A 26,506-nucleotide genomic window follows, 5' to 3' on the forward strand; every position below is an offset into this window, starting at 1 on the left:
TTCCAGTAATTCGAAATACTTAGGGTATATTATTTCGATTTCGAGTGGATTCGCAGGTTGTAAGGATTCTTCCATACATCATACAAGCAACAACATAGCAAATGTAAGCGCTCTTGTTACAAGATTCATTAAAATTTGTGATAGAGATTCGTCTTTGTCACTAGAACGGGTTAAGCGATTGACAGAGTAAGAAAAGGAGAGGTGTGATGAAAACGGTCGGTGTAGTGCTTAGTGGATGTGGGGTATTTGACGGTGCTGAGATACATGAGTCTGTCTTAACAATCCTGGCATTAGATCGTGCGGGCGCAAGTGTTTTGTTCTTCGCCCCCGATAAACCACAACTGCATGTTATTAATCATGTTACCGGCGAAGAAATGGTCGAGAAACGGAATGTGTTAGTGGAGTCGGCGCGCATTACTCGCGGCCAGATTAAGCCTCTTTCTTTAGCCAATTCAGAGCAATTGGATGCCTTGATTGTACCCGGTGGTTTTGGTGCCGCAAAGAACCTCTGCGATTTTGCAACTCAAGGTTCTGAATGTGTTATTGACCCAGATTTATATAAACTTATTCAATCAATGCATAAGTCAGGTAAACCAATTGGTTTTATGTGTATTGCGCCAGTGATGTTGCCAAAACTGTTGGGTAAACCGATCCGTCTGACAATTGGTAACGATCCCGATACTATTGATGCAATTGAAGTTATGGGTGGAGAGCATGTTATTTGCCCTGCCGATGACGTGGTGGTCGATGCTGAGAATAAAGTGGTCACCACACCTGCCTATATGTTGGCAACATCAATTTCTGAAGCGGCTAAAGGGATTGATAAGTTGGTAACTAAGGTACTGGATTTAACCGAATGACGTTAGCCAGACGCAGATTAAACCAGCTATGGTATTGGGGAAAACGGGGCGTGATCGGCATCGTCACACTGTGGTTGGCGGGCATTTTGATTTTCGCTTTTTTGCCGGTCCCTTTTTCCATGGTGATGATCGAAAGGCAACTGGGCGCCTGGTTGACCGGTGATTTTTCCTATGTAGCGCACTCTGACTGGGTGCCGATGGATGAAATTTCGCCTTACATGGCGCTAGCAGTGATGGCGGCTGAGGATCAAAAATTCCCCGAGCATTGGGGATTTGATGTGGGTGCTATCGAATCGGCACTCTCCCATAATCAGCGCAATCAAAATCGTATCCGAGGTGCCTCGACTTTGTCACAGCAAACAGCGAAAAATCTGTTTCTTTGGGACGGGCGTAGCTGGGTGCGAAAAGGGTTGGAAGTGGGATTGACCGCCGGTATCGAACTGATATGGACCAAGCGCCGTATTCTGACGGTGTATCTCAATATTGCCGAGTTTGGTGAGGGCATTTTTGGTGTGGAAGCCGCTGCACGCCATTTCTTTAATAAACCCGCCAGTAAATTGAGTGCTTCAGAAGCCGCCTTGCTGGCAGCGGTCCTGCCTAATCCACTGCGTTTTAAGGTTAATGCGCCATCAGGTTATGTTATTTCCCGCCAGCAGTGGATTTTACGCCAGATGCGGCAGTTGGGTGGGAAAGACTTCATACAGGCGAATGATTTAGATTAATGGCTTGATGTTTTGGATAGCTAAAAATGGGCCTGGATTTCTCCCGGCCCATAATAGGATTGCTCTTTCTAACTAATTGATTATTTTACAATAGTAAACGCAGTGGTGACGTGCTTAACGCCACTAACCTGGCTGGCAATCTGTGCCGCTGATTGCCCTTCCTGCTGAGTCACCAGACCCAACAAGAACACTTCGCCGTTCTCGGTGGTGACTTTCACATTTGAAGATTTAACTGAATCTGCGGTCAGTAACTGTGAACGAACTTTGGTGGTGATCCAGGTATCCATTGAGGCGGTAGTCAGATCAACCGGCTTGCCTAAGCGCATCTCGTTATACACTTCCGTTGCGCCATCGACACCTGCGGCAATTTGTTTGGCGCGGTTAGACAGCTCTGCGGTTGGCGACTGCCCGGTCAGCAAAACTTTCCCTTGATAAGCGGTCACCACAAAGCGTGTTTGGCTTTTTATCTGCTGATCTTTGCTCAGCGCATTGACGACTCTGGCCTCAAGTGTGCCATCGTCTACCTGAGTGCCGACAGAGCGTGGGTCTGTGGCAGATTTAGTCGCAACGGCTGCGCTGCCGACAACCACGGCACCGACACAGCCTTGCAATAGCAGGGCGCTGAATAGCATGGCAAAAATATAACCAACCTTCATTCGTGCTCCTTTAATCGTCCTGATGAGGAAATAGAGTGTTATCAATTAAGTCACACAAGCAATTCACTGTGAGCATGTGCAATTCTTGAACGCGTGCACTGCGGTGCGAAGGTATACGGATTTCAACATCCTGCTGACCCAACAGGCCAGCCAGCTCACCGCCATCGTAACCGGTAAGGGCAACGATGGTCATATCACGGGTTACAGCTGCTTCGACCGCTTTCACAATATCACGGCTATTGCCACGAGTGGAAATAGCGAGCAAAACATCACCAGCATGGCCGAGTGCTCGTACCTGCTTGGCATAGACCTCATCATGTAAACGGTCGTTGGCAATAGCGGTCAGAACAACATTATCAGCATTTAACGCAATTGCAGGCAGACTTGGTCGTTCTGTTTCAAAACGGTTTATCATGCTGGCGGCAAAGTGCTGCGCGTTAGCCGCTGAAGTCCCATTGCCGCAGCAGAGAATTTTATTGCCGTTGAGCAGTGACTGAACCAACGTCATTGCTGCACGGGATATGGCATCAGGCAAAGCCTCAGCCGCGGCAATCTGGGTTTGAATACTTTCTGTAAAGCAGCCTTTGATTCTATCCAGCACGTTGATTTAATCCACTCAGTAAAATTAATATGCCCTTGGTACTTGAAGCCGCAGGGGTGTTGGCTACGTTCGTTACTCGACTCAGCCAGTGGAGCAATGCAAGTGACGTTAAAAATGGTTTACAACCAATTTGTCATTCTCTTGCCGGCAACCAGCGACTCCAACGTCTTAGGGCATAGCCCGGTAGTAAACCGGAAAAATTGTTAATCCGTATTGAAAGCATTAGGCAGCCACTCTACTTGGCTACCCGTGATGGCAAAAACATCAAAACGGCACGATGTTGTGGCAAAACTGGCGCCTCGCTGTGCCAGCCAAATGGTGGCAGCCCGGAGTAACCGCTGTTGTTTGCTGTGAGTGACGCTGGCAGCAGCGCCACCAAATAGGGCATTACGCCTAAAGCGAACCTCAACAAACACCCAAGTTTCCCCGTCGCGCATAATAAGGTCAATCTCACCACATTGGTAGGTGACATTAGCCGCCTGAAAAATTAAACCAACCCGCTCCAGATAGCTGCGGGCCTGATTTTCGTAATGTGTGCCAGTGTTCCGTTGGCTCATATTCCCTTCGTCCTTGAAGTTGCAGGGTTGTTAGCTACATTCGTTACTCAGCCCGTCCATGGGCCTCGCCTCTGCGAGGCCGCTGCAAGCAGCGTTCAAATCTGTTCCAGACAGATTTGTCACCCGAATCACTTTACGCCGCCGGTACTACCATACCTTGACGGTATTGCAACCAAGGCAGCTTACGGGTAATAACACAATCGGCTGATGCCGTTAAATCACCGGTTGTACCGCTGACCTGGAAACCAGGAATTTGGCGCATTTGCGCAAAATGATTCGATAATGTCCACGCATCGATCCCCATGGCGTACAGGCGTACCAGCGAATAGTCGTTGGCATATTTAGCCGACGCCTGCTGCATTAGTGCTGGATTAGCACCGGCCATCAATGGAATATCACTAAACTGAATGCCTTCCATCTCCAAACGGTAATCCGGGCCAGCACCGGCCTGATAGCTACGTGAACTGGCAAACAGCGCCGGTTTGCTACGCGAGCTGGTGGCCATATCAATCATTGGTTTAATCAGTGTCAGTTCAGCCGGAGTCGCAATGATATAAACTGCATCAATGTTACCACCAGCGGAAGTGGAAACGACGGGCGCATCTACTGGTGGTGCCGGGATTGTCAGACCTGCAATGGTGACAGATGCTGGTGCCGCAGCAGGCGTGCCTGAAACGGCAACTGGCTGGCCAGTTAGCCGGATACCCGCACCACTGTTGATAGCTTGTTTCAGTTCAGCAGTTGAACCGAAGTTTTGCTGCAATACTGTTTGCCCACCCTGCTTCTGCCACTCTTCAGCGAAGGCTTTGGCGATACGATCGCCAAAAGTACCGCGCGGGGTCAGCAACAATGGCATTCTCTTTTCCTGCCCCCATAAATGATGCGCGGCATCGCGAGCTTCATCTTCTGGCGATAAGGCGAAGTAACAGATGTTGGGACTGTTAGTACTGGCTTCCGGCTGATTTAACGCCAAGATATTCAATGTACTTGTTGTGGCCTTCAGTTGTTCAACTTCAGGTTTAAGCAGTGGGCCGACAACCAAAGTCGCGCCATCCTGCTGGGCCTGAGCCAGTAATGCCGCAATAGGCTGCGTTGTTGTGTCGTAGACCTTTACCTGTGCATTGTTGGCGGCAACAGGAGCAGCTACCGGCGCCGGTGTGGTAATCGGTGCTACCTCAGCAGGTGTTGCAGCGGCGGTATCAGTTGGCGTGGTTGCTGCTGTATCGGGGGGCGCAGCAGCAGGTGCGGCTACCGGTAACCCATTTTGAGCGGCAGTGAAACCTTGCTGGATAGCATCGGCAAATACCTGTGCCGGGCCACTGAGTGGCAGCAACAGTGCAATTTTCGCCGTCGAGGCCTGGCTGAAGTTACTGATCTGCGTTAATCCCGTTGGCAGGGTTTTCGCTGCCGGGTTTTGAGGATAACGGTTCTGCCAGTCTTTAATAGCGGCTTTCAGTAGCTCGGGATCTTGTTTGTTATCCTGATACACACGCAGTAAATCCAGCCAACCTTGCAGCACGTTTTCATCTGCATTAATCACAATATTGTTCAATTCTTGTGGTGTCAGTTGTGCCAGAGATTGCCAGGTGCCATCAATATTGTCCTGATGGGCTTTATCTTTCAGTAACGGTTCCTGAGCGATAAACGCACGAATCAGTGGCAGAGTGGCTTTACCTTGATTGGCGGCAATTTGCGCCTGATAGAAACGAACTTGCTGGTTAGCCGAGAGTTGGGTCGCATCCAACTTACCAAGAATATCAGCAGCAGCAGGGTTATTTTTCTGCGCAATCAGCAGTTCTGCGGTCAGTAATTGCTGTTCCTGACGTTGCGTATCGCTCAGATTAGCCGGTAGTGTACCGAGCTGTTCTGCCGCCTGAGGCGTTTTCCCTTCACGTAACAGGGCACGAATGGCGAGTAATTGCCAGTCAGCCTTGTTATCATCACCACTCTGTTGCAACTGTTGCAGATAATAATCAGAGTTCGCGCTTGCTTCGTCCTGTATATTTGCGGGTGGCGGCGTCTGTGGCGCTCTGCCTGAACAGGCTGCCAGAATCAGTGCGGCCAGAACTACAGGGACAAGCCCTGCTTTGGAACGAACGAATGTTGAGGAAAGCATACTGTATCCAGTGATGTTTTTTTCAAGATGCTCAATATTAAATCGGTAATTCGGATGAAACAATGAATCAACACGATCGAGCAGTGATTTCTGCATCTACGCTTTATGTGGTACCCACCCCAATCGGTAATTTAGGGGATATTACCCACCGGGCGTTAGAGGTACTGAAAGGCGTTGATTTGATTGCGGCAGAAGATACACGCCATACAGGGTTGTTATTACAGCATTTTGCGATCAACGCCCGCCTGTTTGCACTTCATGACCATAACGAACAACAAAAAGCCGATCATTTGCTGGCGAAACTGCAAGCAGGCCAGAGTATTGCACTGGTTTCAGATGCAGGTACGCCACTTATCAACGATCCGGGCTACCACTTAGTGCGCCGTTGTCGTGAAGCGGGCATCAGGGTGGTGCCACTCCCGGGCGCTTGTGCGGCGATTACAGCACTTTCTGCCGCCGGTATTGCCTCGGATCGTTTTTGCTACGAAGGCTTCCTGCCTGCGAAAACCAAAGGACGTAAGGATACTCTGCAAGCGCTGATTGAGGAACCTCGAACACTGATCTTCTACGAATCAACGCATCGCTTGTTGGAAAGTTTACAGGACATGGTAACCGTACTTGGCCCACAACGCTATGTGGTACTCGCCAGAGAATTAACCAAAACTTGGGAGTCTATCCACGGCGCACCGGTTGGTGAGTTGTTGGCTTGGGTTCAGGAAGATGAAAACCGCCGCAAAGGCGAAATGGTCTTGATTGTCGAAGGACATAAAGTACAAGCCGATGATGCTTTACCGGCCGTTGCGTTACGTACTCTGGCATTATTGCAAAAAGAGTTGCCGCTGAAAAAAGCCGCAGCGTTGGCGGCAGAGATTCATGGCGTGAAAAAGAATGCGCTCTATAAGTACGCACTTGAGCTGCAAGATGGTGCTCAAGAGCAAGCGGAAGATGACATTCAACAGTAATGTGATTATAATCCGCCGCGGAGTTGACCAGACAGTCGCCGCTTCGCTGCCGTCCCTTTCGGGGGAGACAGGTGAAGGGGAGGAAAGTCCGGGCTCCATAGGGCAGGGTGCCAGGTAACGCCTGGGAGGCGCAAGCCTACGACAAGTGCAACAGAGAGCAAACCGCCGATGGCCCGCGTAAGTGGGATCAGGTAAGGGTGAAAGGGTGCGGTAAGAGCGCACCGCACGGCTGGTAACAGTTCGTGGCAGGGTAAACTCCACCCGGAGCAAGGCCAAATAGGGGTTCACATGGTACGGCCCGTACTGAACCCGGGTAGGCTGCTTGAGCCAGTGAGCGATTGCTGGCCTAGAGGAATGACTGTCCACGACAGAACCCGGCTTACCGGTCAACTCCACTCCTCTTTAAAAACAATGAGTTGGTGTGTCCCGTCTGCATTTCACATTGAGTGGGATACATGATGGGATACATCAACTTTTGTTCTCTTCCTTATACGTTCCGTCGCAATGGTACTTTCTACCTCTACTTTCGTTTACCAGATAACCGCTTTTTTAAATCATCTTTGGCATGTACTGAGATAAAAAGGGCGAGATTTCTCACATCCAGACTGATGTTTTTCATTTCATTGCTGAAACTTGGTAGGATAGAAAACAGCCAGTTACAGACGATTGTGAGAAAAATGAGACAGTTAACGCAAAGTGATATTGATGATTATCTACTAGAAGTTCAAACAGAAATCTATGAAGAAGCCCGTAGGACCAAATTTGAGGCTAGGGAGAGTCTACTTCTGGAGGTAAGCCAATACCCGTCGATTTAGCTAAAGGGTTCTCAGAGTTTGCCGGGGAACACCTAGAGGATACTCTTTACAATGGAGCTGAGCCATTCTCCAATGATCATATAACCGATTATTTCAGTGCTCAATTTGATGTTACTGGGATGACAAATCAGCTTATGGAAGCTTCTGTACAATATGATTATTTCCTCAAACAGTGGCAGGATGCCAGAACCGCTTTTTTCAGCAGGAACCTAAAAGACTATGACGATATTGTTCAGTCTTTAAAACCTCCAACACTTAATGTTCCTATTTATATCACTGCACCAATGGCTGACGGTTCCAGCAGCGAGAATCAGCTTACCTTGGTTGAGGCTTGGAATGATTTTGTAGCATTTACCTCACAGAAGAAGAAATGGACACTTAAAACCCAAAAAGATAATGAAGCGAATTTTGAGTTCATAAAATTTGCACTTGGGGCTGAAACACGGGTGGTATCAATTACCAAGAGAAATATAATCGATATGCTGGATATAGCGGAGTCCTTACCGCAGAGGAATAAAGGGAAGTACAGGAATATGTCATTTCAGGAATGTCTTGATATAGATATTCCTGAGGAGGATTTGATTTCCTCTAGATCTGTTAATGGGTATTTGAAAGTATGTCAGTCATTTTTTTCAGGTTATTTGACACGGGAAGTTGATGTCTTAACTAGCTCACCAACGACGAATGTTAGGTATCCTGCAAAAAGTCAAAGTTATGGTTCGTACTCTCGTAAGGAAATGGCAAAGCTCGTAACTCATTTCCTGAGCCTATCTGGTTGGGAGAAATGGGTGTTTTTATTATTATCCTACACTGGTGCACGTAGGGGAGAAATAGCAAAGTTAAATGCGGAGGATATTAAGTTTGATGATGATTCCCAACGCTATTTCATATATATAAAAGAAAGCAAAACTGAAGCTGGGATTCGGAGTATTCCTTTACATCGTAAGCTAGTAGATTGGGGCTTTCTAGGTTTCGTTGAAAGTAGAAAAACCAAAAGCCAAATCAATGATCTTTTTCCTGAAATTGGTTATGTGAACCGAATCAGCAAAACATTTATCCAGATTAGGGATCGCCTTAAAATTCCCCCTGTGAGTTTTAAGGGTAATCGAAGGGTCGTGCATAGCCTAAGGCACACATTTATAACGAACGCACAGAGTAAAGTCGGGAATGTTAACCTTATTCAGCAAGTCGTTGGGCACGAGCATTCTAAGATTGGGCAAACACAAGTGTATACCACTACATTTGAACTATCTGCCCTATTGTCTGTAGTCGATAGTATCGAATGGATTTGATAATAAAAGTCTAACGAAATATCTTCTTACTGGGGCAACTACCAGCCCCTTTCTTCACGATTGATTCAGTTCTATGACCGTCACTATAAACACAGACTTTGCCGCCCTGTGTAGGGTAGGAATCGATTAATGTAAGGGTGTTCACCGTCGCGTGACTATTTGAGAAAATGAACATCCCGATTAATACTAAATACCGTGGTGGTTTCATAGATTGGCCTCTTGTTTGAAGAGAATACGACTCTATTAATATATAGTTGCAGGAATCACCAAGAGTACAGAAAAGGGAGCATGGCTCCCTTAGACTATTTACAGTGAACTTAGCTTGTAACTTTCTGAAGTAGCAGAGTTATCATCGTATTTCTCTTGAATATGCAGTTTATCGCCATCAATGGAATAGGTGATCACGCTATCATCAGCATCTGTTCTCCATCTTCCCAGACTATCTGGATTATTGGATGCCCACTCAACCCGTTCACCATTCAACCTACACTTTATGGCCCATTTTGATTTATCTGATGAGCGGATGTAATGGACATAGGCAATATCACCTTTGATTGCATCTAACTTCATGATTTTTGGATCTTTACTAAAAGACAATGCTGCGGTTGCTTTGCAGATTTTACCTAATAGTATGTCTGCACTTGTAGTTTTCGCATTCGCTAGGCTTTGGAAACCTAGGGCAAGGACTGCTAGCGCAATAATCCCGTTCTTATTTGACATAGTGATCGCCTGATAAATGGTTACTCAATGGCTATAGAGGGCTTGCCATCATTGAACTTCAACAATATATCGACCACCTTTGTCTTTAATTATGTAGTGGTAAATATCATCACAGAACACTTCGACCTCACCGCCAAAATACTTAGTAAAAACGTTATTTACTTTCTTACATTGGTAGCCTTGGGCCTTGATGAGCGCTTGAGCTTCATCCTTGAGTTCTTGAGATGCCTCTTCAGCATTAGCCCCAAAGGTGATAGCTAGCAGGGTTCCTACAAGTAGCATTTTTTTCATTAAAACTCCATTTAATCAAAATTAACAAAAGGTTACTGTAAAGTATGGTTAATCATTACGTGCATTATTGATCAATAATAACGATCGATATAGAATAATTGATCGTTAAAATTGATCAATTGGTTTGTATGGAGCGCATTGAATACCATTGTTGGTGAAATAATGAACATAATTTTGTGAGCTTCAGTCATGATCGAGCAGAGGACATCTGGTGTATGGATTTGTCTGGTCACTAAAGAATATTTTTATTTGTTATTCAGTCGGTTGAGTAATGAAACCGGTGAGAGAGAAAAGAAAATTGATGGTTAATCCCACTTTTCCAGTTGCCAAAGGCTCTGTTTGAATGTAAGATGAAATGGGTATTTTTTAATGCAACATTTATGGATCGTAATTTAACCCTTCACCTTATGCTATTTCTTAGTGAGTCCCCTTCTGCTGCCTAGCATTCGTAGCTGTCATAGTCCTGTGTTCAGCGTGCCATTTTTACGGGTTTTTAATAATATCCTAATCCTACGTCCTACCCTCTCTACCTCGTGCTCTATACATTCACACTTTGCTCTGCCTTTCTGTTATCTCGATTCTAATCATCAGATTGGCTGGGTTTTCTTTTGCTTTTTTACTTAGGAGTATTTTGATGATTGGCAATTCATTGAGAAGAAAGGGGCGTTCAAAGCTCCTCCATAGTGGTCCGTATTTACATAACTCATTGGGCTATGATGTTAACTACGGTACAAGCCGTAAATGTTCACCACTCTATATCGAGATCTTAGATAAATTTACCAATGAAATTAATGCTATGCGTAGTTGCTATAGCCGTACATATGCGTTCAGATTTGACTTACACATCCCTGAAGGAATGAGTGTTGATGAATCTAACTCCCTGATCAGTGAGCTATTTTCTAAGTTAAGAGACAAATTCAAATCTAAGCAATGGGATAATCAGCCGATTAAAAAGTTTGCTTACGGGTGGGTATGGGAGCTTGAAACCGTCAAACAAGTACATTATCACCTATGGATTGCACTACCCGGGAATCAGGTACAAAACACGGGTCATGTTGATTACGGGATGTTTCAGATAATAAATGACTTATGGCTAAACCTTACTAAAGGCTTGGGGAGTGCTCACTTAGCTAAGAATTCGTATATGATCAAACGAAGCGATGACAAAGAATTAAAGAAGTTCGTTTATCGAATATCTTATCTAGCCAAGGACAGAGGTAAGTATTCTGAGGGGGACAAAACCAAACGTTTTGATGGTTCCAGACTCTTTGGTAAACTGACTCCCACGAATATTGAGAAGCATTGAGAGGTAAACTGCTTAGCAAAGCTCTCTTTACATTCTGGCATTACCGATTTAAATTTTTAATTCATATTGGTTACGAGCTAGCCTCTTAAATGCCTCTAAAAGAGCCTGTAACACTGCCCGTGATGATATGTGCATATAGGTAATGCAACCCCACAGGGTATGAATTAAATAGCCTTAAATCGCTATGTATTGATTTTTTCATCATTGATAGCTTTTCCTAACAATCCAGCCTCAACTTAAAGCCATTTCCTTCTTAATACGGAACACCGTGGCACGCCCACATTCGCATAGCTTAGCAATCTCATCAGCGGATAACTGGCTATTAGTAAGGTAGCTCTTTACCCTAGTACGTAACTCTTCATCTCTTGCTTTACCTTTGAATACTCCACCTTTCGCTTTAGCGATCGCTATACCTTCCTGCTGGCGCTGGCGGATGAAGCTACGTTCTAGTTCACCCACAGCTCCCAGCATAGTGATCATAAACTTGCTGGTGGGGCTATCATCAAACATCATAGAGTTGTCTAAAAAATAAACAGATACGCCCTTGGTCGTCAATTCCTCCAACAATGATAAAAGGTCTTTTGTATTACGAGCTAATCGATCAACTGATTTAACTGTAACCTTATCACCCGCACGGACTTTGTTTAGGAGCTTTTGAAGTTCAGGGCGCTCAGTATTCTTACCACTGATTTTATCAATGAATAAACACGACTCTTCTATGCCTGCGTTCTGCAATGCTTCAACTTGCCTACTCACATTTTGATCTTTACTGCTAACACGCACATATCCAAAAGAAGCCATAACCACCTCAAGTCTCGTTAACGTGGATCAAACGATACAGTATCATTAGACTTACACCAAGAGATTATTGATACTCTATTGCAATGCTTTAAGGAGTCTTAGTGGAGTCTACTTAAACCAGACCGAGTTATAGCGAAAATGTGTTTATAAAGCGGTCATATTCTTGGCATAGCGACGAGCAATATGCTTTTTTAGAGGAGAAATTACACTATCGGTATTGCCAATAATGTGCACCATCGCTTGGGTTGCAACTTTAGTATTGAACTCAGTGACGATGGCTTTATCAACATAATGTTTCCCTGACGTAAACCGTTCAGAATCGCAGATAATGTAGGCGATACGCGGTGAGATTGGGTAGTAGAAATCTGCTTGCTCGGGTACGGAAAACTCTGTCTCTGAGACACAAGAATGTACATTGACGACAGGATGGTCGGATGTGATAAAAGGGATCTCCGTGTCATTCACCAACAATGCATGCCTTGAGTCGTGACGACCTATAAATAGGCTGAATCCAATATTCATCCCAAACATGTAGCTCAAGAACCACCAAGCATGTGCCATTGCGTCAGCAACTTCAATTTCTAAGGTACTACGGCGATGTAATATCTTTAATACCTCATCCCGGTAAGCCTTTGTCCGAACGATTTGATGGCCTAAGAAAACCATGAACTCAATCATATGCTGCTTGTCTTGCAATATATCAAACCGTTCATCTGCAAGCGCTACCAACACTCGTTGTGCCATATCCTCATGAGAAGAATGGAGATTTTCCATGATATTGCACTTCATTGCATGTAGAAGCGCCTCGGCTTCCTGATTTTGGATGCCAGAGTTACGGTAGATTTTTTCCACACTTTGTATTTTAAGGATATCGTTTAGATACGACATGTGCTGTGTTTGCAGATGCTCCGGACTTTGTCGTGAGAAACCCTTTATCACTTCGATATGCTTAGCTGTCAGCGTTGTTATTTTGTAAAAGTAGTTCTCAGCAGCTATGGCACGGACGCTGTCATGGGCAATTTTCCCAGTCTTTGTTGTGTAGAAAACATTATTCGTCCCATTCCCCCACCGGGCGAGGTAATGTGCCCATACATAATGGTGCCGTTTTTTTGCTTGGAGGTCTTTACGTGACATGCATATCTCTTTCGTAAGAGCGTGGTGTTAACATTTTTCAGCTTATGAACTTACTGGAAACCGACTTAGTTGCTTGATATTGATTAACGTTAAAGATTATTCGAAAGTCTGCTTGTGGCATTCAACATAAACTCGTGATCTACGAATTCCCTCTACAAGCATCCGGTTATTCTACTGACGTGGTCAGTAGTTTGCGAACGGCTATTTACTAAAGTGCGAAAGGGATTTCAGTTCATATGCAGTTATACACCGTAGGATATTAGCAAAAGATCTGCAATTTATCACGATGGGAAGGAGCCTCTGCCTAGCACCGTAGACTATGCGATAGCAGCCAATTACCGGCAAGATATTTCCACCAGCCTATTACAATGTTGTAGGGATTCAGCTACCCAGTTCCGGGGCGCGGAGTTTGGTAATTATGCCCTAATGCTACGCGATGTACTGTTAGTTCGGGTTGTCTTAACGGTTAGTCCACTCATTCCATAAACCCCCTCTGCGGTGTCGCCACAAATTTCTCCCGTAGTTCCTAGGGTTAAACTACAAGATTCGGTATCTAAGACAGATGATGGGTGATATTTGAGAAAGATCGGAACTAGGTTTTGTACTCTATGGAAACGGCTAAGCGGCATTGAATAGCTATTGAAAATGAAAAGCCACTATGAGTGGCTGTCGTTGAGTGATGAAGAAATTATCCAAAATAGCATTTTTTCAATCAGATTTTTTCAAGCATAACTCTTCGTTGAGAGCATACTTGGTTGCCATACCGGGCATCCAGCCTGATGGTATGCCCTGACAAGCTACATATCCTCTTTTTTCAAATTCATTTATAAAATAAAATCTGAACCCTATCTGAAAAATAATAGACGTAAGAAAGCAGAAGACAATAAATCTAGATACAGGCTTTTGGATGGAATCGGGTGCTTGACGACCTAAAAAAATAGGGGGAATAGAAAGAAAGGTAAGAGGGGTAAGTATAAGAAAACACGTAATTCCATATATGATAAAAGATGAGAAAACGATAATATCAGGAAATGATAAATACTCATTTATGGTATCTAAAGTCAGATATACACCTCCTACGCTTAAAGGTATAACTAAAAATAGCACACCAAAAAACATAGATACTCTTCTTTTTAATGTGAGTTCGTACATTAAAACCACCTAGTATTAAAGTTACTCAATACTTCTTTGATATAGTTTCTGACTTCATACTCAATAACGTCTTTACCTTTATCAAGCATCTTATCTGCATACATTGCTCCCAAATCCCAAAGCCCCTGTTCCACCTCGCGAGCTTTTTCTACAAATTCTTGCTGTGCACCTTCAATGCACTTAACAACTTGATCTGTAAAACCAAATTTATCATCTAAATAGTTTAAACCAATTGCAGAAACCAACCCAGCGACAACGACTACAACCAAAGGAACTGCAACGGTAGAAACAACGCCTAGAGCGATTGTCCCAATCCCCCAACTAACAGCCGACGCAATACCTATTTTCACTACATCTGTTGCCAAGGAACCGATAAACTCAGCCAGTGACGTTGCATCATTCAATATAAAATCAACCGTTCGATAAGCCGCTGCTACATAAAACGTTAATCGTGCACCACTGATAATAGAGTTTTTAAGCCCATACTTACCAATACCCAAATCAACCACCTTCGGGTTTTTTAATGCAAATACCGGCGCGGTTAATACTTTTCTAACACCAGCATAGCCCGTCAGTTTGATTAACTCAGTGCCTTTATGATTAACGTAGACCGTAGCTCTGATACCGAAGTCACCTAATCGAGCAATAATCATCGAGGTGGTGACAACATCCTTTCCATTCACGCCGTAATTAACCATCACTTGCCCGACACCGGACTGAGTCGTTTCCACCCAAGCTGTTTTTGTGTCTTTCCAACCCCATGATTGGAGCACTTCCAAACTTTCCGAGAGTGTCAGTAGCATCACATCTTGATTGGTTCGTGCCAACATAGCGCGTAAGGCGTCATCCGGTAGAGTATGGGTATTACGTAACACTGGGTAATCTGGTACAAACTCAGAGGGTGGTTTTTCACCCGTAAGATAAGGAGGAGGACTGGCTCTTTTTACCGATTGAGCATGCTGTTCTGGTTCTGGTTCTGTCGAGCGAGCAGGGGCGGAGTTCAACTCGTAGGCATCATTCATCATTGAAGGGATGAATAGTGCCTTGCATGGACAGTTACTTGTGCTGTGCAGCGTCCCCGCAAACTTGCGTCCCAGTATCGTATCACCGGGAATGTGCCCGACAATGATGTAAGTTCCCGGATGCTTGCCGCAGGTAACACGGTCCTGTTCACGGGCGACGGAACTTCCCATTATTGTGTGGGTCGGTTCCCCTTCGGTGATGACGCCTCCGCAGGTTGTTTTATCTCCCACAACCAGATAATAACCTTTTGCCATAAACATCCCTTATTTATCCATTTGCCAATATCAATTTGGCAATCTGCCCAAAAAGGTAAGGGATAATGATGGATCAGGCAAATAAAAACTGAAATTGTGTTTTATGTGTAGAAAGTGAAATAGGGCAGACAATAGGCCTCCCCCAGCAAGTGAGAGACATCGTCGGGCTGCGCTAAGACAATTAGCCTGCTATGATGGGATACAAACTGAGATACACACTAACCTTATAACTACGTGTAAATGCAGCGAGAAACGGCCTTTCATTTGGCTAGTTGCCTTACCGGTCAACTCCACTCATTCCACAAGACCCCGCTTCGGCGGGGTTTTTGTTTTGTGCGATATGGTTTGCGGGATGTCTGTTTTATCTTAACGCTGATAGCGTAAGGCATCCACGAACAACGAAAATGCGGTGGTATGTTGCCGGCGGCTCGGGTAGTAAAGGTAATAACCGGGAAAAGGCTCGCACCACTCTTTCAGTACCCTGACTAAGCTGCCACTGGCAATCTCAGCTTTTACCGCATCCTCTGGTACGAATGCCAGACCAAAACCCATGACGGCGGCATCAATGCGTTGTCGCAAACTGTTAAAGGTCAGTTGCCCATCAACACGAACTCTTAATTCATGCCCCTCTTTTTCGAATTCCCACGCATAAAGGCCACCCATTGTCGGCAGGCGCATATTGATGCAACGATGATTTTGCAGATCTGCCGGAGTGGTGGGTATGCCATATTTAGCCAAATATGAAGGTGAGCCAACGACAGCCATACTCATATCCGGCCCAATCCGTACCGCAATCATATCTTTTGCTACCTGTTCTCCAAGGCGGATGCCGGCATCAAACCGCCCGCTGACAATGTCAGTTAAGGTGTTATCGACCGTGATTTCCACATTAATGTCCGGGTAATCGGCGAGAAATGATTTCAGTACCGGCCAGAGGGTCGAGTCCACGGCATGCTCGCCAGCAGTAACGCGAATATTCCCCGCAGGCCGCTCGCGCATTTCGCTTAAGGCATCCAGTTCACTCTCAATTTCTGCAAAACGTGGTCCCAGACTATTTGCCAGTCTTTCGCCCGCTTCTGTCGGGGCAACGCTGCGGGTCGTGCGGGTCAATAAGCGAAGCTCAAGTCGTTCTTCCAACCCACGAATGGAATGACTTAAGGCCGATTGTGAAACCCCCAGTTTTGCCGCCGCTTTGGTGAAGCTTCGCTCCCTGGCAACCATAAGAAAGGAAATTAAATCGTTAAAATTCTCTTTTAACATCAGTCTCTATACCTGTTTATCTGCCTGTGTGTTCCAGTATAAATAAATTTATGAGTTAAATTCATATACACATGCGCATTTATCCATCTAATCCTCTGCTCGGACATTTGCTACCTTTTTTGCTACCGACATTTATTTAATGAGTGCCTCGTAATGACAAATAAATTACAAGTAGGAGTAAAAGAAATGCAAAAGCGCACATTGGGTCGCAGTAATCTCGACGTGTCCGCCATGGGCTTAGGCTGCATGGGGATGAGTTTCAGTTATGGTCCGGCCGCCGATAAACAGGAGATGATCTCTTTGTTGCACAAAGCGGTGGACCTTGGCGTGACATTCTTCGATACCGCAGAGGTCTACGGGCCTTACACCAATGAAGTATTATTGGGTGAGGCGCTGGCACCTCTGCGCGATAAAGTGGTGATTGCGACCAAATTTGGTTTTCAGGCTGATCCGAACGGCGGGCCAAAATGGATCGGTTTAAACAGCCGACCAGAGCATATTAAAAAAGTGGCGGAAGCCTCACTCAAACGGCTGAAAACGGATGTTATTGATCTGTTTTATCAACATCGCGTCGATCCCAATGTACCCATTGAAGATGTGGCCGGTGCAGTACAGGATTTAATCAAAGAGGGTAAAGTAAAACACTTTGGTTTATCTGAAGCTGGGGCGGCGACCATTCGCCGAGCTCACGCTGTTCAGCCGGTAACCGCCCTGCAAAGTGAATACTCATTATGGTGGCGTAAGCCGGAGCAAGAAATCATACCAACGCTGGAAGAACTTGGCATTGGTTTGGTGCCTTATAGCCCACTGGGTAAAGGTTATCTGACGGGTAACATGAATCAATCAACCCAGTTTGCCAGTGATGATTTTCGTAGCACGTTACCACGATTTACTCCCGAAGCCTTGGCCGCTAATCAGGCGTTAATCACCTTGATTCAGCAGGTCGCTCACCAAAAGGGTAGCTCGCCTGCGCAAATCGCTCTTGCCTGGTTGCTGGCGCAGAAACCCTGGATTGTACCGATCCCCGGTACGCGCAGACTGAATCGGTTAGAAGAGAATATTGGTGCGGTGAATGTAGAGTTGACCACTGCTGATCTGCAACAGATTAATAACGCGGCTGCACAAGTAACGATAATGGGTGATCGCTATCCCGAAACATTGGAGAAGCTTACTGGATTGTAATTTGTTCGCTTAATATCAGAGCAGAAATAGAGGCAGGATTGCTACTTTACAGGCCTATACTCTCTAGGTAGCAATTTCCTTGAAACTAACTTTCCCTATACTCAAACCGTTTACCCTCGACGTTTTTTAAGGTTTATCGAGCTTCAAATCACAGTGTTTATGATACCGGAGATACATCATGACGATAAAAGTTCTCGGTTATGCAGCCAAATCCGCACAAGTTCCCCTTGCCCCACTCGAGTTTACCCGTCGCGATCCGCGTCCTGATGATGTGGTGATGGATGTGCTCTATTGCGGTGTCTGTCACTCAGACCTGCATCAGGCGCGTAACGACTGGGGGTTCAGCAGCTATCCGCTGGTACCCGGGCATGAAGTGGTTGGGCAAGTCACCGCCGTGGGTAAAAGTGTCACGAAATTCAAGGTGGGTGATTTTGCCGGAATTGGCTGCATGGTGGACTCCTGCCGAGTGTGCCAACCCTGTCAACAGGGTCTGGAGCAGTATTGTGCAGAGGGCAATGTGCAAACTTACAATGGTGTTGATCGTCACGACCATACACCAACCTATGGTGGCTACTCACAATCCATTGTAGCTTCTGAAGATTTTGTGCTGAAAATGCCTGCTGGTTTGGATTTGCAAGCTGCCGCGCCACTACTGTGCGCCGGTATTACCACCTGGTCGCCGCTGCGCCATTGGAAAGTGGGTAAAGGCAGTAAAGTCGCGGTAGTTGGCCTGGGTGGTTTGGGTCATATGGCATTAAAGCTGGCGAATGCATTAGGGGCTGAAGTGACGCTCTTTACCCGTTCACCGAGTAAAGAGGCTGATGCTCGTCGTTTAGGTGCACATCATATTGTGTTATCCACCGATGATGCACAAATGGACGCGACCAAAGGGCAATTCGATCTGATTATCGATACCGTGCCTTATGTCCATGATATCAACCCGTACATGCCGACACTGAATGTGGATGGCACCCTAGTATTTGTTGGTTTTCTTGGTGATCTTAGCCCAATGATAAACACCATGCCATTGATTCTGGCACGGCGTTCGGTGGCCGGTTCATGTATTGGCGGCATTGCTGAAACACAGGAAATGCTCGATTTCTGTGCTGAACACGGCATTGCTTCAGATATAGAGATGATCAAGATTCAGGATATCAACGACGCCTATGAGCGGATGCTGAAAAGCGATGTGAAATACCGTTTCGTGATCGATATGGCGTCGTTAAAACCGTAATTATACTGGGAGTCACGCGGGGGGAACCTCGCACTTTTCCCATTAAATCTTAGCTGGCGTGCTCGCCCATATTCACGCAGGCAAATCGATGAGCAGGGCACGCAGCGGCGTTTCAGCTTTAATCACCAGATGCCGTTCTTCTTGTACAAAAGCACCATCACCGCAGGTCAGGCGCTGAGTTTCACTGGCTTGCGGCCCATCCACCGTTACTGTTCCGTGAATGGATTGCAGATAAGCCCTTGGGCCGTGTAGGTCAATGGTGTACTGTTCGCCCGCGGCTAAATCCAGATGATGAATCCATACTTGCTGACGCAGTTTCAGGCTGCCCTGCTCACCGTCAGGAGACGCTAGTAGCCTTAGTGGCTGCGTGCATAATGACAGGTGCTGGGCGGGATTGCTTTCCTGCTCAGGGCAGGCATTGAGCCATAACTGAATGCGAGTTAATGGCTTATCAGTACTCAAATTATGCTCGCTATAGCTGACACCTGATTGAGCAGAAAAGAGCAACACATCGCCAGTTTTACCGCGCACATAGTTACCCAGACTATTTCGATACTCAGCCTCACCTTGTAAAATCAGGTTTAAAATATCAACCTGCGGATAAGTTCGTGGTTGAAATGAGGATCCCGGTGCTAACACTTCCTGATTCAAAACGCGCAGTGAGGCATAACCCAATAGCTTCGGGTCAAAATAGTGGCCGAATGAGAAAGTATAACGGGCTTGGAGCCAACCATAGTCAGCTTGCCCGCACTGTTTTGCTGTTCTGCATGTGATCATGACAATGATTGCCCTATCCTGATATTAATTGATAAAGAGATGGTAAGCGTCTGGACGACGGATTGTTAGCCAGTTAATCTGGTCGCTATATTCAAATTTCCTGATTGAGAAAATGATGGCCAAAGATCGGGCGCTAACGTTAGAAGCATTGAGAGTAATGGATGCTATTGACCGCCGTGGTAGTTTTGCCGCGGCGGCTGATGAATTGGGACGGGTACCTTCTGCGCTGAGCTATACCATGCAGAAACTTGAAGATGAGCTTGATGTGGTGTTGTTCGACCGCTCCGGGCATCGCACCAAATTTACCAATGTTGGGCGGATGCTACTGGATCGCGGGCGGGTGTTACTGGAGGCCGCAGACAAACTGACTACCGATGCTGAGGCACTGGCGCGCGGCTGGGAAACACATATCACGATTGTCAGTGAGGCATTGTCTCCGGCATGGAAACTGTTCCCGTTGATCGACAAACTGGCGCTCAAAGCTAATACTCAGGTCTCCATATTTACCGAAGTATTGGCCGGGGCATGGGAACGGTTGGAGCAAGGGCGGGCTGATATCGTCATTGCGCCCGATATGCATTTCCGTGCATCTTCAGAGATTAACAGCCGTAAACTGTACAAAGTGACCAGTGTCTATGTTGCCAGCCCAGACCACCCCATTCATTTGGAACCAGAACCTCTGTCAGAACTGACCCGAGTGAAATACCGTGGTGTCGCTGTAGCGGATACCGCTCGTGAGCGGCCAGTTATCACGGTGCAATTGCTGGATAAACAGCAACGTTTGACGGTCAGCACCATCGAAGATAAGCGGCGGGCCTTATTAGCTGGTTTGGGTGTGGCGACCATGCCCTATGAAATGGTAGAAAAAGACATTGAAGCGGGCCGTTTACGGGTTGTCGGGCCAGAGTTCAGCCGTGAGGCCGATATTATTATGGCATGGCGGCGCGACAGTATGGGGGAGGCTAAGTCGTGGTTCCTGCGAGAAATCCCTAGATTGTTCGCTAATAAGTAAACGGCTACTGCGCGTCGTCATACTGAGATTGTGCAGTGCTCACAATCCTCACGTACTACGTGTACGCTCCGGTTTTTCCGCGCTGTACGCACTTAGTCTGACTTAGCTCGCTACGCCTTAAGCTGTTATGGCTACTGCGCGTTAATCTGTTAATAAAGTGAAACGTGTATCTCGTCCATGTGGCTCCAGCAGGTCTTGCTGTGGGCCGATGGAGATAATCCCGTAAGGGTTTATAGTGCCGTGGCTGCGATAGTAGTGATTGCGGATATGGGCAAAATCTACTGTTTCAGCGACGCCTTGAATTTGATAAATATCGCGTAAAAAGCCATATAAGCTGAGATAATCGCTGATACGGCGCTTATCACATTTGAAATGAGTGACATATACCGGATCAAAACGCACCAATGTGGTCCATAAACGCAAATCCGCTTCCGTCAGTTGGCCTCCAGTCAGATATCGCTGTTTCGCCAGAATCTGTTCCAGCTTGGCCAATGCATCAAATAAGGTATTAACTGCCTCGTCATAGGCTTCCTGTGTAGTGGCGAATCCCGCCTTATACACCCCATTATTGACCTGATCGTAAACCCACCCGTTGATATCATCAATATTACTGCGTAACGCTGTAGGGTAATAATCCCCCGCCTTGGCGCCGACGCCATCAAAAGCAGTATTGAACATACGAATGATATCGGCAGATTCATTGCTAACGACTGTCTGTTGCTGCTTATCCCATAACACCGGAACGGTTACCCGCCCGCTATAATTTGCATCGGCGCGCAGATAAAGCTGATAGAGATAGTCAAGATGATAGAGTTCGTCGCCGGTGGCGGCAGGGAAATCATTAGCGAAGGTCCAGCCATTCTCCAGCATCAGTGGATGTACCACAGAAACTGAAATCAGTGACTCTAAGCCTTTCAGTGTGCGCATGAGTAAAGTGCGGTGTGCCCATGGGCAGGCAAGAGAAACATACAGATGGTAACGGTGTGCTTCGGCTTTAAAGCCAGCTTTACCTTGTGGGCCCGCCTGCCCATCAGCAGTCACCCAATTGCGGAACTGTGAGGTACTGCGTTTGAAATGGCCACCGGTAGATTTTGTGTCGTACCAGATGTCTTTCCACATGCCGTCTACGAGCTGTCCCATCCAATCCCCCGTGTTCTTGAAATTGTAGCGTTGTTAGCTGCTCTTATTCACCCGAATCACTTACCTGAGTAAGTTCATCGGGATTAATGAGCCTCATCCTTGAGGCTCACCCTACGGCTAGCCTATAAATGCTGTTCAAATTGGAAACCAATTTGTCATTCGCTTGCTGCCTGACTGCAACTCCAATTACTTTGGGGATTGCATTTTATAGTATAGCCTTACCACTTCTTACCCAGCAGGCGGTCAATACTGAAACCACCCGGGCCGGCAACCGCCAACACAATGAAACCGCCAGCGATGGTTAGGTTTTTCATGAACATCAACTGGTTAACCCCTTCCGCAAAGTTAGTGTGGAAGATAAGTGCCGTCAGAATAGTGAAACCCGCGGTGAACAGTGCAGTGGTACGGGTCAGGAAACCAAACAAAATTGCCAGACCGCCGCCAAATTCCAGCAAAATGGTCAATGGTAGGAAGAAGCCTGGGACACCCATCGCTTGCATATATTGTTGCGTGCCAGCATAGGCATCACCCATTTTGCCGTAACCGGCTACAATAAACAGAATCGGCATCAGAATGCGTGCTACCAACAGGCCAGTATCTTGTAATTTGTTCATCGACGACTTCTCCAAAAAGTTGTTCTATTAATGCCTGGCATCTGCGGGCGTTAATGGTTAATCAAAGGTGCTTGTGTGTGGTCGCTTGCCGGTGTTATCCCGCAAACTCCCTGAGTTGATGAGAGAATGTTAGTTGAGAAGTTGAGAAGTTGTTAGCAAGTAAAACTGTCTGTTTTTATCAAAAAAACTGAAGTGTAAGCAGATTAAAGCCGAAAAACGGTCTGTTTAGGCATAAGAAATGGGGAAGGGCAGTCAGTAGCCCGCATGAGATACCGATATGCCACCAAGTGAAGTAACGGCAGGTTAACGTAAGAGAAAAGTGTTACGAAACAATCGGATAGTTCCCCATAACCCAACCGCCCGACGCGACCAGCGGATGAATTTACTCGGGTGGCGGATACCGTATAGCGCGACCAGGCTGGAGCCAATCATCAAATATTTTCGCATACCGACGATTTGTGCCCAACCGCGATCATAAGGTGCAGTGACCTCAAGCCAATGTGCGGCGCTGTTGGCGAGATCCAGACGTTGCTGCTGGATCTCATGTAACAATGCGGCCTTTTCCTGTGCTAATTTACGGCGGCTCAACGCTCTTTCTCCAATAACTCGCGATCCGTTTCCAGTTGCTTACGGGTAGAACCCAGCAGTGTGGAGCGGCGCGCCTTGGTGAGAGTCCAGATAATACCGATTATCGCTAGTGCTAATAGCACGGCAGTGGTAGTGCCAAGCGCCATTAAACGATAGGCAGGATCAATACCCCATATGACTAATACCAGCAGACTCATCAACCCGAAAGCGGTAAACAGCAAGGTAATCCCTGCCATCATCAGCAACTGAACCAGTGTTGCTTTTTCCTCTTCCAGCTCAATAGCAGCCAGACGTACACGGGTTTCAACCATGCCTACCACAATGGTAGCGATACGATGAACAGTATCGAGGACCCCTTTACCGGGGCCCTGAGTGTGAGGAAGCTCAGCCATAATCAGCGGCGAGACAACAGAACGCCTAACACCACGCCGACAGCAGCACCGATGCCTACGCCAGTCCAAGGATTGTCGTGAACATAGGTATCTGCTTTATCAGCAATTTCTTTAGTTTGGGCTGCGATTTTATCGCCGGTTTCGCTCAGACGCTCGCGAGTATCTTTCAACGCGCTTTCCGCTTTGGCTCGCAGCTTTTCTAACTCAGCTTTCGGCTTATCGGTCGAAGTTTGCAGCACTTCTTCCAAAGTATCTGCCAGTGACTTAAGTTCAGCGCGTAAATGTTCAGAGGTTTTATCTTGTGGCATGTAATAGCTCCTTAACATAACTGAGGTGAATACATAACGTAGCGAATATTTTACAAGGTTAAAAGGTTAATAATCTTAAATAACCCTGATGAGTCGCCATTCTCGTATTTAAAACCGGAGTTGCTACTTTTGTGCCTGAGCTTGCTTTAACTCAGCTTGTGCTTCCACTAACTTCTTCTGCTGCTTGGTAATTTTGCTAGCATCACCTTTTTGCTGAGCCTCTTTTAACTCTTGCTGACGCTCAGTGACTTTGTGCTGCTTTTGTCTGATTTTTTGTTGTCGTTCGGCCTTTAGGCTCTCCGCCGTGCAATTGCTCTTTACTTCTTTTAAGGCTGTTGCCAGACCAGCAGCGCGGCGGGTATTGCCATGTTGTTTGGCATAATCTATCTGTTGTTGGATTTCTTTGGCTTTTATATCGCATTCATTGTCTACCACTGCCTGAGCAACATTACAAAACACGACAATGGGTAAAACCAACAGGAGAGAGTGACGTAACAACATAGTATTGCTTCCTTTTACAGCAAGAGTCAGGGACGAAACAGGTTGCCGTGAATGTTTAAGCATAGCGCTGAATTATGTGATACCCAAGTTTACCACAGGATTTTTTATAGATTAATCAGATATCAGCGGAATAAATGGACGAAAAACAAGAGATGACTACGGGGATTTCGCTCCCCGCAGCAATAATTATCCCACTTTCTGTGGGGTATTTCTGAATGCAGGCAACAGACGCTGACGTTTCTTGGACTCGCTCGAGACAATCACATAACCACTCGGCAAGATATCCTGTAAAACGACAATGGCTTCTTTCTGCTGTTCTGGGGATTCCAGGCTCACCACCAGGCTATCATCCTCTGGAGTGATGCTTTTTATCCGAATTCCACGTTGATCGAGATGTTGATACAGATAAAACCCATCAGGCAAGGACAACCCCTGTTGGTTAGGTCGAATTTTCAACGCACTTTCTGTGCGCAAAATGATCGGCGTAAACAACAGGGCTGCCAGCAACAACGCTGTAACTGGCAGGATAAGATAGTGCCAGACCGGGCGGCCGAAACGGCCCCTGAGGTTGATCACTCTGGCTTACCTTTATTATTGTCATTGCTATCGGCAACCGGCGGCGTATTTTTTTTGCGCCAAAGCACATATAAAGAACCAAACAAGCCAATCACCAATAGTGCCAGTGGCAATAACATCAGGACGAACATCACTTCGTCTTCATATTTTAGGAATACGGGGGTTTTACCAAAGGCAAAGCCCATGGTTGTCAGGATCAATACCCACAGGAAACCGCTCATCCAGTTGAAGAACTGAAAACGGGCGTTGTTCAGGCCTGAAAGTCCGGCAATAGTTGGCAACAAGGTACGCACAAATGCCAAGAAACGGCCTACCAGTAGGGCTGATAAACCATGGCGATGGAACAAATTATGGGCGCGCTGGTGGTAATGAGCGGGTAGATGAGACAACCAGCCCTGTACTACTTTCGTATTCCCCAGCCATCGACCCTGAATATAACTGACCCAGCATCCAAGGCTGGCGGCAGTAGTCAATACCACGAGGGTCACAGGGAAACTCATTGCACCTTTTGCAATCAGTACACCAACCAGAATCAGCAGACTATCGCCCGGTAAAAAGGCTGCTGGCAGCAAGCCATTCTCCAGGAAAAGTATGACAAACAGCAGGATATAAATGGCCCATACCAGAGACGGGTTCGCGAGTGTCTCATAGTCTTGTGCCCATAGAGCATGTAAGAGTTCTTTAATGATATCCATCTGGTATTCCTAAAACGTCATTGTTGTATACCCTTCTTACCTGACGTTGCAGCGGCGCTTTCTTACCCGAATCACTGAGATGCTAATCAATGGGCGGGATTCGTTCGTTTTGCCTGACTGCAATACCAATTACTTTGGGTATATTCGTTAGTTTATAAACACGACTCGCAAAAATAACGGATGGCTTTTCGTGTTTAAGCGATGGTTTTGATAAATGTGTTAAAAACAAACCAATTCGCTGATATCAATAGGTAAATATACTTCTCGCTGTAACTGCCTGGACAGCTACGACAACTGACCATCATGGTGGTAGGTAAGCATCCCGCTATATTGAATATTACTCTCTTTCCAGCCACCCACACGATTTTGCTGTGTCGATACATGGAACATCCAGTTGGAGTAGTTAAGCAGTGGCAGTGATTGCCTCGGCTGTTTATATATTTCATCCGCCCGACTGTTGCGAGACATCGGCAGATATGCCCCAGACCATGAGTTATTGGCCAACGACGGATTGGCTGAGCCAGTAAACTTGGTGGCACCCAGCCGATTCTTTATGGCCGTTTTTTTGACCGGCAAACCCATCAGACGTAATTGGGAGGAGATGACCTTATTTTGCAGGTGCAGGTAAGGTGAGAATGCACTTACAGATGATGGCGTGTCGCTAACATCGTGGTGGTCATGATAAACAGAACTCAGCGCTGAGAGCGCCATGCCGGATGGGGTAGAATGAGTGGGCGATAGCAGGTTGCCGGAGACCGAACCGGCCCAGCCAGACACTGCAATAAATAGAGCAAACAACCAGCGCATGTTTTTGCGTTTCGCTCCCAAAGCACCCAAGTAAAAAAGTGCTGCCACTTTAGCAAAATAGCGGGATATGAAACAGGGAAATATAGAGACCTACTGGGTGTTTATTAAGCAATGGTTTAAAAATAGGCTTGATACTGACGTTTGTTGACAGAAGTCGA

General features: G+C 46.3%; 29 protein-coding genes and 1 other RNA gene. 9 read left to right on the plus strand and 21 right to left on the minus strand.

What is annotated here, in order from left to right; all coding sequences use genetic code 11:
- Positions 1 to 206: 206 nt before the first annotated feature.
- Both elbB and mtgA read left to right on the plus strand, forming a co-directional pair.
- The gene (elbB, locus tag V1953_RS02215; RefSeq protein ID WP_083162302.1) at positions 207 to 860 is read left to right on the plus strand and encodes an isoprenoid biosynthesis glyoxalase ElbB; all 654 of its coding nucleotides are present in this window, start codon (positions 207 to 209) and stop codon (positions 858 to 860) included.
- Positions 857 to 1,582, plus strand: a complete 726-nt coding sequence (gene mtgA, locus V1953_RS02220; RefSeq protein WP_083162304.1) for a monofunctional biosynthetic peptidoglycan transglycosylase — start codon at positions 857 to 859, stop codon at positions 1,580 to 1,582. Before elbB ends, mtgA begins: the two co-directional genes overlap by 4 nt.
- An 80-nt stretch (positions 1,583 to 1,662) precedes the next feature.
- Here mtgA and dolP read toward each other — a convergent pair whose 3' ends face one another.
- The 4 genes from dolP to V1953_RS02240 all read right to left on the minus strand — a co-directional run bounded on the left by dolP (position 1,663) and on the right by V1953_RS02240 (position 5,512).
- Positions 1,663 to 2,238, minus strand: coding sequence for a division/outer membrane stress-associated lipid-binding lipoprotein (gene dolP, locus V1953_RS02225; protein WP_005166550.1), 576 nt, complete (start codon positions 2,236 to 2,238; stop codon positions 1,663 to 1,665).
- A 10-nt stretch (positions 2,239 to 2,248) separates the two neighbouring features.
- Positions 2,249 to 2,839, minus strand: coding sequence for a DnaA initiator-associating protein DiaA (diaA, locus tag V1953_RS02230; protein WP_004710884.1), 591 nt, complete (start codon positions 2,837 to 2,839; stop codon positions 2,249 to 2,251).
- 203 nt (positions 2,840 to 3,042) lie between these two features.
- The gene (locus V1953_RS02235) at positions 3,043 to 3,396 is read right to left on the minus strand and encodes a YraN family protein (RefSeq protein ID WP_083162306.1); all 354 of its coding nucleotides are present in this window, start codon (positions 3,394 to 3,396) and stop codon (positions 3,043 to 3,045) included.
- A gap of 133 nt (positions 3,397 to 3,529) precedes the next feature.
- On the minus strand, positions 3,530 to 5,512 hold the full coding sequence (locus tag V1953_RS02240; RefSeq protein ID WP_083162308.1) for a penicillin-binding protein activator: 1,983 nt from the start codon (positions 5,510 to 5,512) through the stop codon (positions 3,530 to 3,532).
- A 62-nt stretch (positions 5,513 to 5,574) separates the two neighbouring features.
- Between V1953_RS02240 and rsmI the strand changes: the two genes are divergently transcribed.
- The 3 genes from rsmI (at position 5,575) to V1953_RS02255 (ending at position 8,581) form a co-directional block, all read left to right on the plus strand.
- The gene (rsmI, locus tag V1953_RS02245) at positions 5,575 to 6,474 is read left to right on the plus strand and encodes a 16S rRNA (cytidine(1402)-2'-O)-methyltransferase (protein WP_083162310.1); all 900 of its coding nucleotides are present in this window, start codon (positions 5,575 to 5,577) and stop codon (positions 6,472 to 6,474) included.
- A 19-nt stretch (positions 6,475 to 6,493) separates the two neighbouring features.
- Positions 6,494 to 6,872, plus strand: an RNA gene (gene rnpB / locus V1953_RS02250) — RNase P RNA component class A.
- A gap of 536 nt (positions 6,873 to 7,408) precedes the next feature.
- Complete coding sequence (locus tag V1953_RS02255; protein WP_442850597.1) at positions 7,409 to 8,581, plus strand: tyrosine-type recombinase/integrase; 1,173 nt, start codon at positions 7,409 to 7,411, stop codon at positions 8,579 to 8,581.
- Positions 8,582 to 8,887: 306 nt separating this feature from the next.
- Here the strand turns inward: V1953_RS02255 and V1953_RS02260 are convergent, their stop codons facing one another.
- Together V1953_RS02260 and V1953_RS02265 are read right to left on the minus strand one after the other, a co-directional pair.
- Positions 8,888 to 9,301 carry a hypothetical protein gene (locus V1953_RS02260; protein ID WP_442850598.1) on the minus strand — a complete coding sequence of 138 codons (414 nt, stop codon included), beginning with the start codon at positions 9,299 to 9,301 and terminating at the stop codon, positions 8,888 to 8,890.
- A gap of 48 nt (positions 9,302 to 9,349) precedes the next feature.
- Positions 9,350 to 9,592, minus strand: coding sequence for a hypothetical protein (locus V1953_RS02265; RefSeq protein WP_025378177.1), 243 nt, complete (start codon positions 9,590 to 9,592; stop codon positions 9,350 to 9,352).
- Positions 9,593 to 10,226: 634 nt separating this feature from the next.
- On the opposite strand from V1953_RS02265, the gene V1953_RS02270 reads away from it, so the two are divergent.
- Complete coding sequence (locus tag V1953_RS02270) at positions 10,227 to 10,898, plus strand: YagK/YfjJ domain-containing protein (protein WP_072089768.1); 672 nt, start codon at positions 10,227 to 10,229, stop codon at positions 10,896 to 10,898.
- A 231-nt stretch (positions 10,899 to 11,129) separates the two neighbouring features.
- Here the strand turns inward: V1953_RS02270 and V1953_RS02275 are convergent, their stop codons facing one another.
- The 5 genes from V1953_RS02275 to V1953_RS02295 all read right to left on the minus strand — a co-directional run bounded on the left by V1953_RS02275 (position 11,130) and on the right by V1953_RS02295 (position 16,522).
- A complete protein-coding gene (locus V1953_RS02275) occupies positions 11,130 to 11,699 on the minus strand; it encodes a recombinase family protein (protein WP_442850599.1) in 570 nt (189 codons plus the stop codon).
- A gap of 144 nt (positions 11,700 to 11,843) precedes the next feature.
- Positions 11,844 to 12,833, minus strand: coding sequence for a DUF4238 domain-containing protein (locus tag V1953_RS02280; RefSeq protein ID WP_442850600.1), 990 nt, complete (start codon positions 12,831 to 12,833; stop codon positions 11,844 to 11,846).
- A gap of 708 nt (positions 12,834 to 13,541) precedes the next feature.
- The gene (locus V1953_RS02285; RefSeq protein ID WP_077175462.1) at positions 13,542 to 13,985 is read right to left on the minus strand and encodes a hypothetical protein; all 444 of its coding nucleotides are present in this window, start codon (positions 13,983 to 13,985) and stop codon (positions 13,542 to 13,544) included.
- Positions 13,985 to 15,262 (minus strand): PAAR domain-containing protein, encoded by a 1,278-nt coding sequence (locus tag V1953_RS02290; protein WP_442850601.1) that lies wholly within the window; start codon positions 15,260 to 15,262, stop codon positions 13,985 to 13,987. Before V1953_RS02290 ends, V1953_RS02285 begins: the two co-directional genes overlap by 1 nt.
- Before the next feature lie 366 nt (positions 15,263 to 15,628).
- Positions 15,629 to 16,522, minus strand: a complete 894-nt coding sequence (locus tag V1953_RS02295) for a LysR family transcriptional regulator (protein WP_442850602.1) — start codon at positions 16,520 to 16,522, stop codon at positions 15,629 to 15,631.
- 186 nt (positions 16,523 to 16,708) lie between these two features.
- Here V1953_RS02295 and V1953_RS02300 point away from each other — a divergent pair, with 186 nt between their 5' ends.
- Positions 16,709 to 17,704 (plus strand): aldo/keto reductase, encoded by a 996-nt coding sequence (locus V1953_RS02300; protein ID WP_083162314.1) that lies wholly within the window; start codon positions 16,709 to 16,711, stop codon positions 17,702 to 17,704.
- Positions 17,705 to 17,882: 178 nt separating this feature from the next.
- Positions 17,883 to 18,938 carry an NAD(P)-dependent alcohol dehydrogenase gene (locus V1953_RS02305; RefSeq protein WP_083162316.1) on the plus strand — a complete coding sequence of 352 codons (1,056 nt, stop codon included), beginning with the start codon at positions 17,883 to 17,885 and terminating at the stop codon, positions 18,936 to 18,938.
- Between the two features lie 72 nt (positions 18,939 to 19,010).
- On the opposite strand, the gene V1953_RS02310 is transcribed toward V1953_RS02305, so the two are convergent.
- On the minus strand, positions 19,011 to 19,715 hold the full coding sequence (locus tag V1953_RS02310) for a pirin family protein (RefSeq protein ID WP_083162317.1): 705 nt from the start codon (positions 19,713 to 19,715) through the stop codon (positions 19,011 to 19,013).
- Positions 19,716 to 19,830: 115 nt separating this feature from the next.
- Here V1953_RS02310 and V1953_RS02315 point away from each other — a divergent pair, with 115 nt between their 5' ends.
- Positions 19,831 to 20,727 (plus strand): LysR family transcriptional regulator, encoded by an 897-nt coding sequence (locus V1953_RS02315; RefSeq protein ID WP_083162318.1) that lies wholly within the window; start codon positions 19,831 to 19,833, stop codon positions 20,725 to 20,727.
- A 141-nt stretch (positions 20,728 to 20,868) separates the two neighbouring features.
- Here the strand turns inward: V1953_RS02315 and V1953_RS02320 are convergent, their stop codons facing one another.
- The 9 genes from V1953_RS02320 to V1953_RS02360 all read right to left on the minus strand — a co-directional run bounded on the left by V1953_RS02320 (position 20,869) and on the right by V1953_RS02360 (position 26,348).
- Positions 20,869 to 21,867 (minus strand): glutathione S-transferase family protein, encoded by a 999-nt coding sequence (locus V1953_RS02320; protein WP_083162319.1) that lies wholly within the window; start codon positions 21,865 to 21,867, stop codon positions 20,869 to 20,871.
- A gap of 218 nt (positions 21,868 to 22,085) precedes the next feature.
- A complete protein-coding gene (locus V1953_RS02325; RefSeq protein ID WP_004714887.1) occupies positions 22,086 to 22,481 on the minus strand; it encodes a DoxX family protein in 396 nt (131 codons plus the stop codon).
- A 303-nt stretch (positions 22,482 to 22,784) separates the two neighbouring features.
- Positions 22,785 to 23,069 carry a YqjK-like family protein gene (locus tag V1953_RS02330; protein ID WP_372560454.1) on the minus strand — a complete coding sequence of 95 codons (285 nt, stop codon included), beginning with the start codon at positions 23,067 to 23,069 and terminating at the stop codon, positions 22,785 to 22,787.
- On the minus strand, positions 23,066 to 23,461 hold the full coding sequence (locus V1953_RS02335; RefSeq protein ID WP_083162321.1) for a phage holin family protein: 396 nt from the start codon (positions 23,459 to 23,461) through the stop codon (positions 23,066 to 23,068). Before V1953_RS02335 ends, V1953_RS02330 begins: the two co-directional genes overlap by 4 nt.
- A gap of 2 nt (positions 23,462 to 23,463) precedes the next feature.
- A complete protein-coding gene (locus V1953_RS02340; protein ID WP_083162322.1) occupies positions 23,464 to 23,769 on the minus strand; it encodes a DUF883 family protein in 306 nt (101 codons plus the stop codon).
- A gap of 123 nt (positions 23,770 to 23,892) precedes the next feature.
- Positions 23,893 to 24,270: a DUF1090 domain-containing protein gene (locus V1953_RS02345; RefSeq protein WP_102970527.1), complete on the minus strand. Its 378-nt coding sequence runs from the start codon at positions 24,268 to 24,270 to the stop codon at positions 23,893 to 23,895.
- Between the two features lie 186 nt (positions 24,271 to 24,456).
- The gene (gene mzrA, locus V1953_RS02350) at positions 24,457 to 24,846 is read right to left on the minus strand and encodes an EnvZ/OmpR regulon moderator MzrA (protein WP_083162323.1); all 390 of its coding nucleotides are present in this window, start codon (positions 24,844 to 24,846) and stop codon (positions 24,457 to 24,459) included.
- Positions 24,843 to 25,541, minus strand: coding sequence for a DedA family protein (locus V1953_RS02355; RefSeq protein WP_083162324.1), 699 nt, complete (start codon positions 25,539 to 25,541; stop codon positions 24,843 to 24,845). Before V1953_RS02355 ends, mzrA begins: the two co-directional genes overlap by 4 nt.
- Before the next feature lie 285 nt (positions 25,542 to 25,826).
- Complete coding sequence (locus V1953_RS02360) at positions 25,827 to 26,348, minus strand: hypothetical protein (RefSeq protein ID WP_193784768.1); 522 nt, start codon at positions 26,346 to 26,348, stop codon at positions 25,827 to 25,829.
- Positions 26,349 to 26,506: the final 158 nt, after the last annotated feature.

The organism is Yersinia sp. 2541 StPb PI (assembly GCF_052217145.1).
GTDB classification, from domain to species: Bacteria; Pseudomonadota; Gammaproteobacteria; order Enterobacterales; family Enterobacteriaceae; genus Yersinia; species Yersinia enterocolitica_E.

What these genes read in the sequence shown, in the direction of transcription:
- elbB (WP_083162302.1), top strand. Translation starts at nt 207, where the DNA reads ATGAAAACGGTCGGTGTAGTGCTTAGTGGATGTGGGGTATTTGACGGT.
- mtgA (WP_083162304.1), top strand. Translation starts at nt 857, where the DNA reads ATGACGTTAGCCAGACGCAGATTAAACCAGCTATGGTATTGGGGAAAA.
- dolP (WP_005166550.1), bottom strand. Translation starts at nt 2,238, where the DNA reads ATGAAGGTTGGTTATATTTTTGCCATGCTATTCAGCGCCCTGCTATTG.
- V1953_RS02235 (WP_083162306.1), bottom strand. Translation starts at nt 3,396, where the DNA reads ATGAGCCAACGGAACACTGGCACACATTACGAAAATCAGGCCCGCAGC.
- V1953_RS02240 (WP_083162308.1), bottom strand. Translation starts at nt 5,512, where the DNA reads ATGCTTTCCTCAACATTCGTTCGTTCCAAAGCAGGGCTTGTCCCTGTA.
- rsmI (WP_083162310.1), top strand. Translation starts at nt 5,575, where the DNA reads ATGAATCAACACGATCGAGCAGTGATTTCTGCATCTACGCTTTATGTG.
- V1953_RS02255 (WP_442850597.1), top strand. Translation starts at nt 7,409, where the DNA reads ATGACAAATCAGCTTATGGAAGCTTCTGTACAATATGATTATTTCCTC.
- V1953_RS02260 (WP_442850598.1), bottom strand. Translation starts at nt 9,301, where the DNA reads ATGTCAAATAAGAACGGGATTATTGCGCTAGCAGTCCTTGCCCTAGGT.
- V1953_RS02265 (WP_025378177.1), bottom strand. Translation starts at nt 9,592, where the DNA reads ATGAAAAAAATGCTACTTGTAGGAACCCTGCTAGCTATCACCTTTGGG.
- V1953_RS02270 (WP_072089768.1), top strand. Translation starts at nt 10,227, where the DNA reads ATGATTGGCAATTCATTGAGAAGAAAGGGGCGTTCAAAGCTCCTCCAT.
- V1953_RS02275 (WP_442850599.1), bottom strand. Translation starts at nt 11,699, where the DNA reads ATGGCTTCTTTTGGATATGTGCGTGTTAGCAGTAAAGATCAAAATGTG.
- V1953_RS02280 (WP_442850600.1), bottom strand. Translation starts at nt 12,833, where the DNA reads ATGTCACGTAAAGACCTCCAAGCAAAAAAACGGCACCATTATGTATGG.
- V1953_RS02285 (WP_077175462.1), bottom strand. Translation starts at nt 13,985, where the DNA reads ATGTACGAACTCACATTAAAAAGAAGAGTATCTATGTTTTTTGGTGTG.
- V1953_RS02290 (WP_442850601.1), bottom strand. Translation starts at nt 15,262, where the DNA reads ATGGCAAAAGGTTATTATCTGGTTGTGGGAGATAAAACAACCTGCGGA.
- V1953_RS02295 (WP_442850602.1), bottom strand. Translation starts at nt 16,522, where the DNA reads ATGTTAAAAGAGAATTTTAACGATTTAATTTCCTTTCTTATGGTTGCC.
- V1953_RS02300 (WP_083162314.1), top strand. Translation starts at nt 16,709, where the DNA reads ATGCAAAAGCGCACATTGGGTCGCAGTAATCTCGACGTGTCCGCCATG.
- V1953_RS02305 (WP_083162316.1), top strand. Translation starts at nt 17,883, where the DNA reads ATGACGATAAAAGTTCTCGGTTATGCAGCCAAATCCGCACAAGTTCCC.
- V1953_RS02310 (WP_083162317.1), bottom strand. Translation starts at nt 19,715, where the DNA reads ATGATCACATGCAGAACAGCAAAACAGTGCGGGCAAGCTGACTATGGT.
- V1953_RS02315 (WP_083162318.1), top strand. Translation starts at nt 19,831, where the DNA reads ATGGCCAAAGATCGGGCGCTAACGTTAGAAGCATTGAGAGTAATGGAT.
- V1953_RS02320 (WP_083162319.1), bottom strand. Translation starts at nt 21,867, where the DNA reads ATGGGACAGCTCGTAGACGGCATGTGGAAAGACATCTGGTACGACACA.
- V1953_RS02325 (WP_004714887.1), bottom strand. Translation starts at nt 22,481, where the DNA reads ATGAACAAATTACAAGATACTGGCCTGTTGGTAGCACGCATTCTGATG.
- V1953_RS02335 (WP_083162321.1), bottom strand. Translation starts at nt 23,461, where the DNA reads ATGGCTGAGCTTCCTCACACTCAGGGCCCCGGTAAAGGGGTCCTCGAT.
- V1953_RS02340 (WP_083162322.1), bottom strand. Translation starts at nt 23,769, where the DNA reads ATGCCACAAGATAAAACCTCTGAACATTTACGCGCTGAACTTAAGTCA.
- V1953_RS02345 (WP_102970527.1), bottom strand. Translation starts at nt 24,270, where the DNA reads ATGTTGTTACGTCACTCTCTCCTGTTGGTTTTACCCATTGTCGTGTTT.
- V1953_RS02355 (WP_083162324.1), bottom strand. Translation starts at nt 25,541, where the DNA reads ATGGATATCATTAAAGAACTCTTACATGCTCTATGGGCACAAGACTAT.
- V1953_RS02360 (WP_193784768.1), bottom strand. Translation starts at nt 26,348, where the DNA reads ATGCGCTGGTTGTTTGCTCTATTTATTGCAGTGTCTGGCTGGGCCGGT.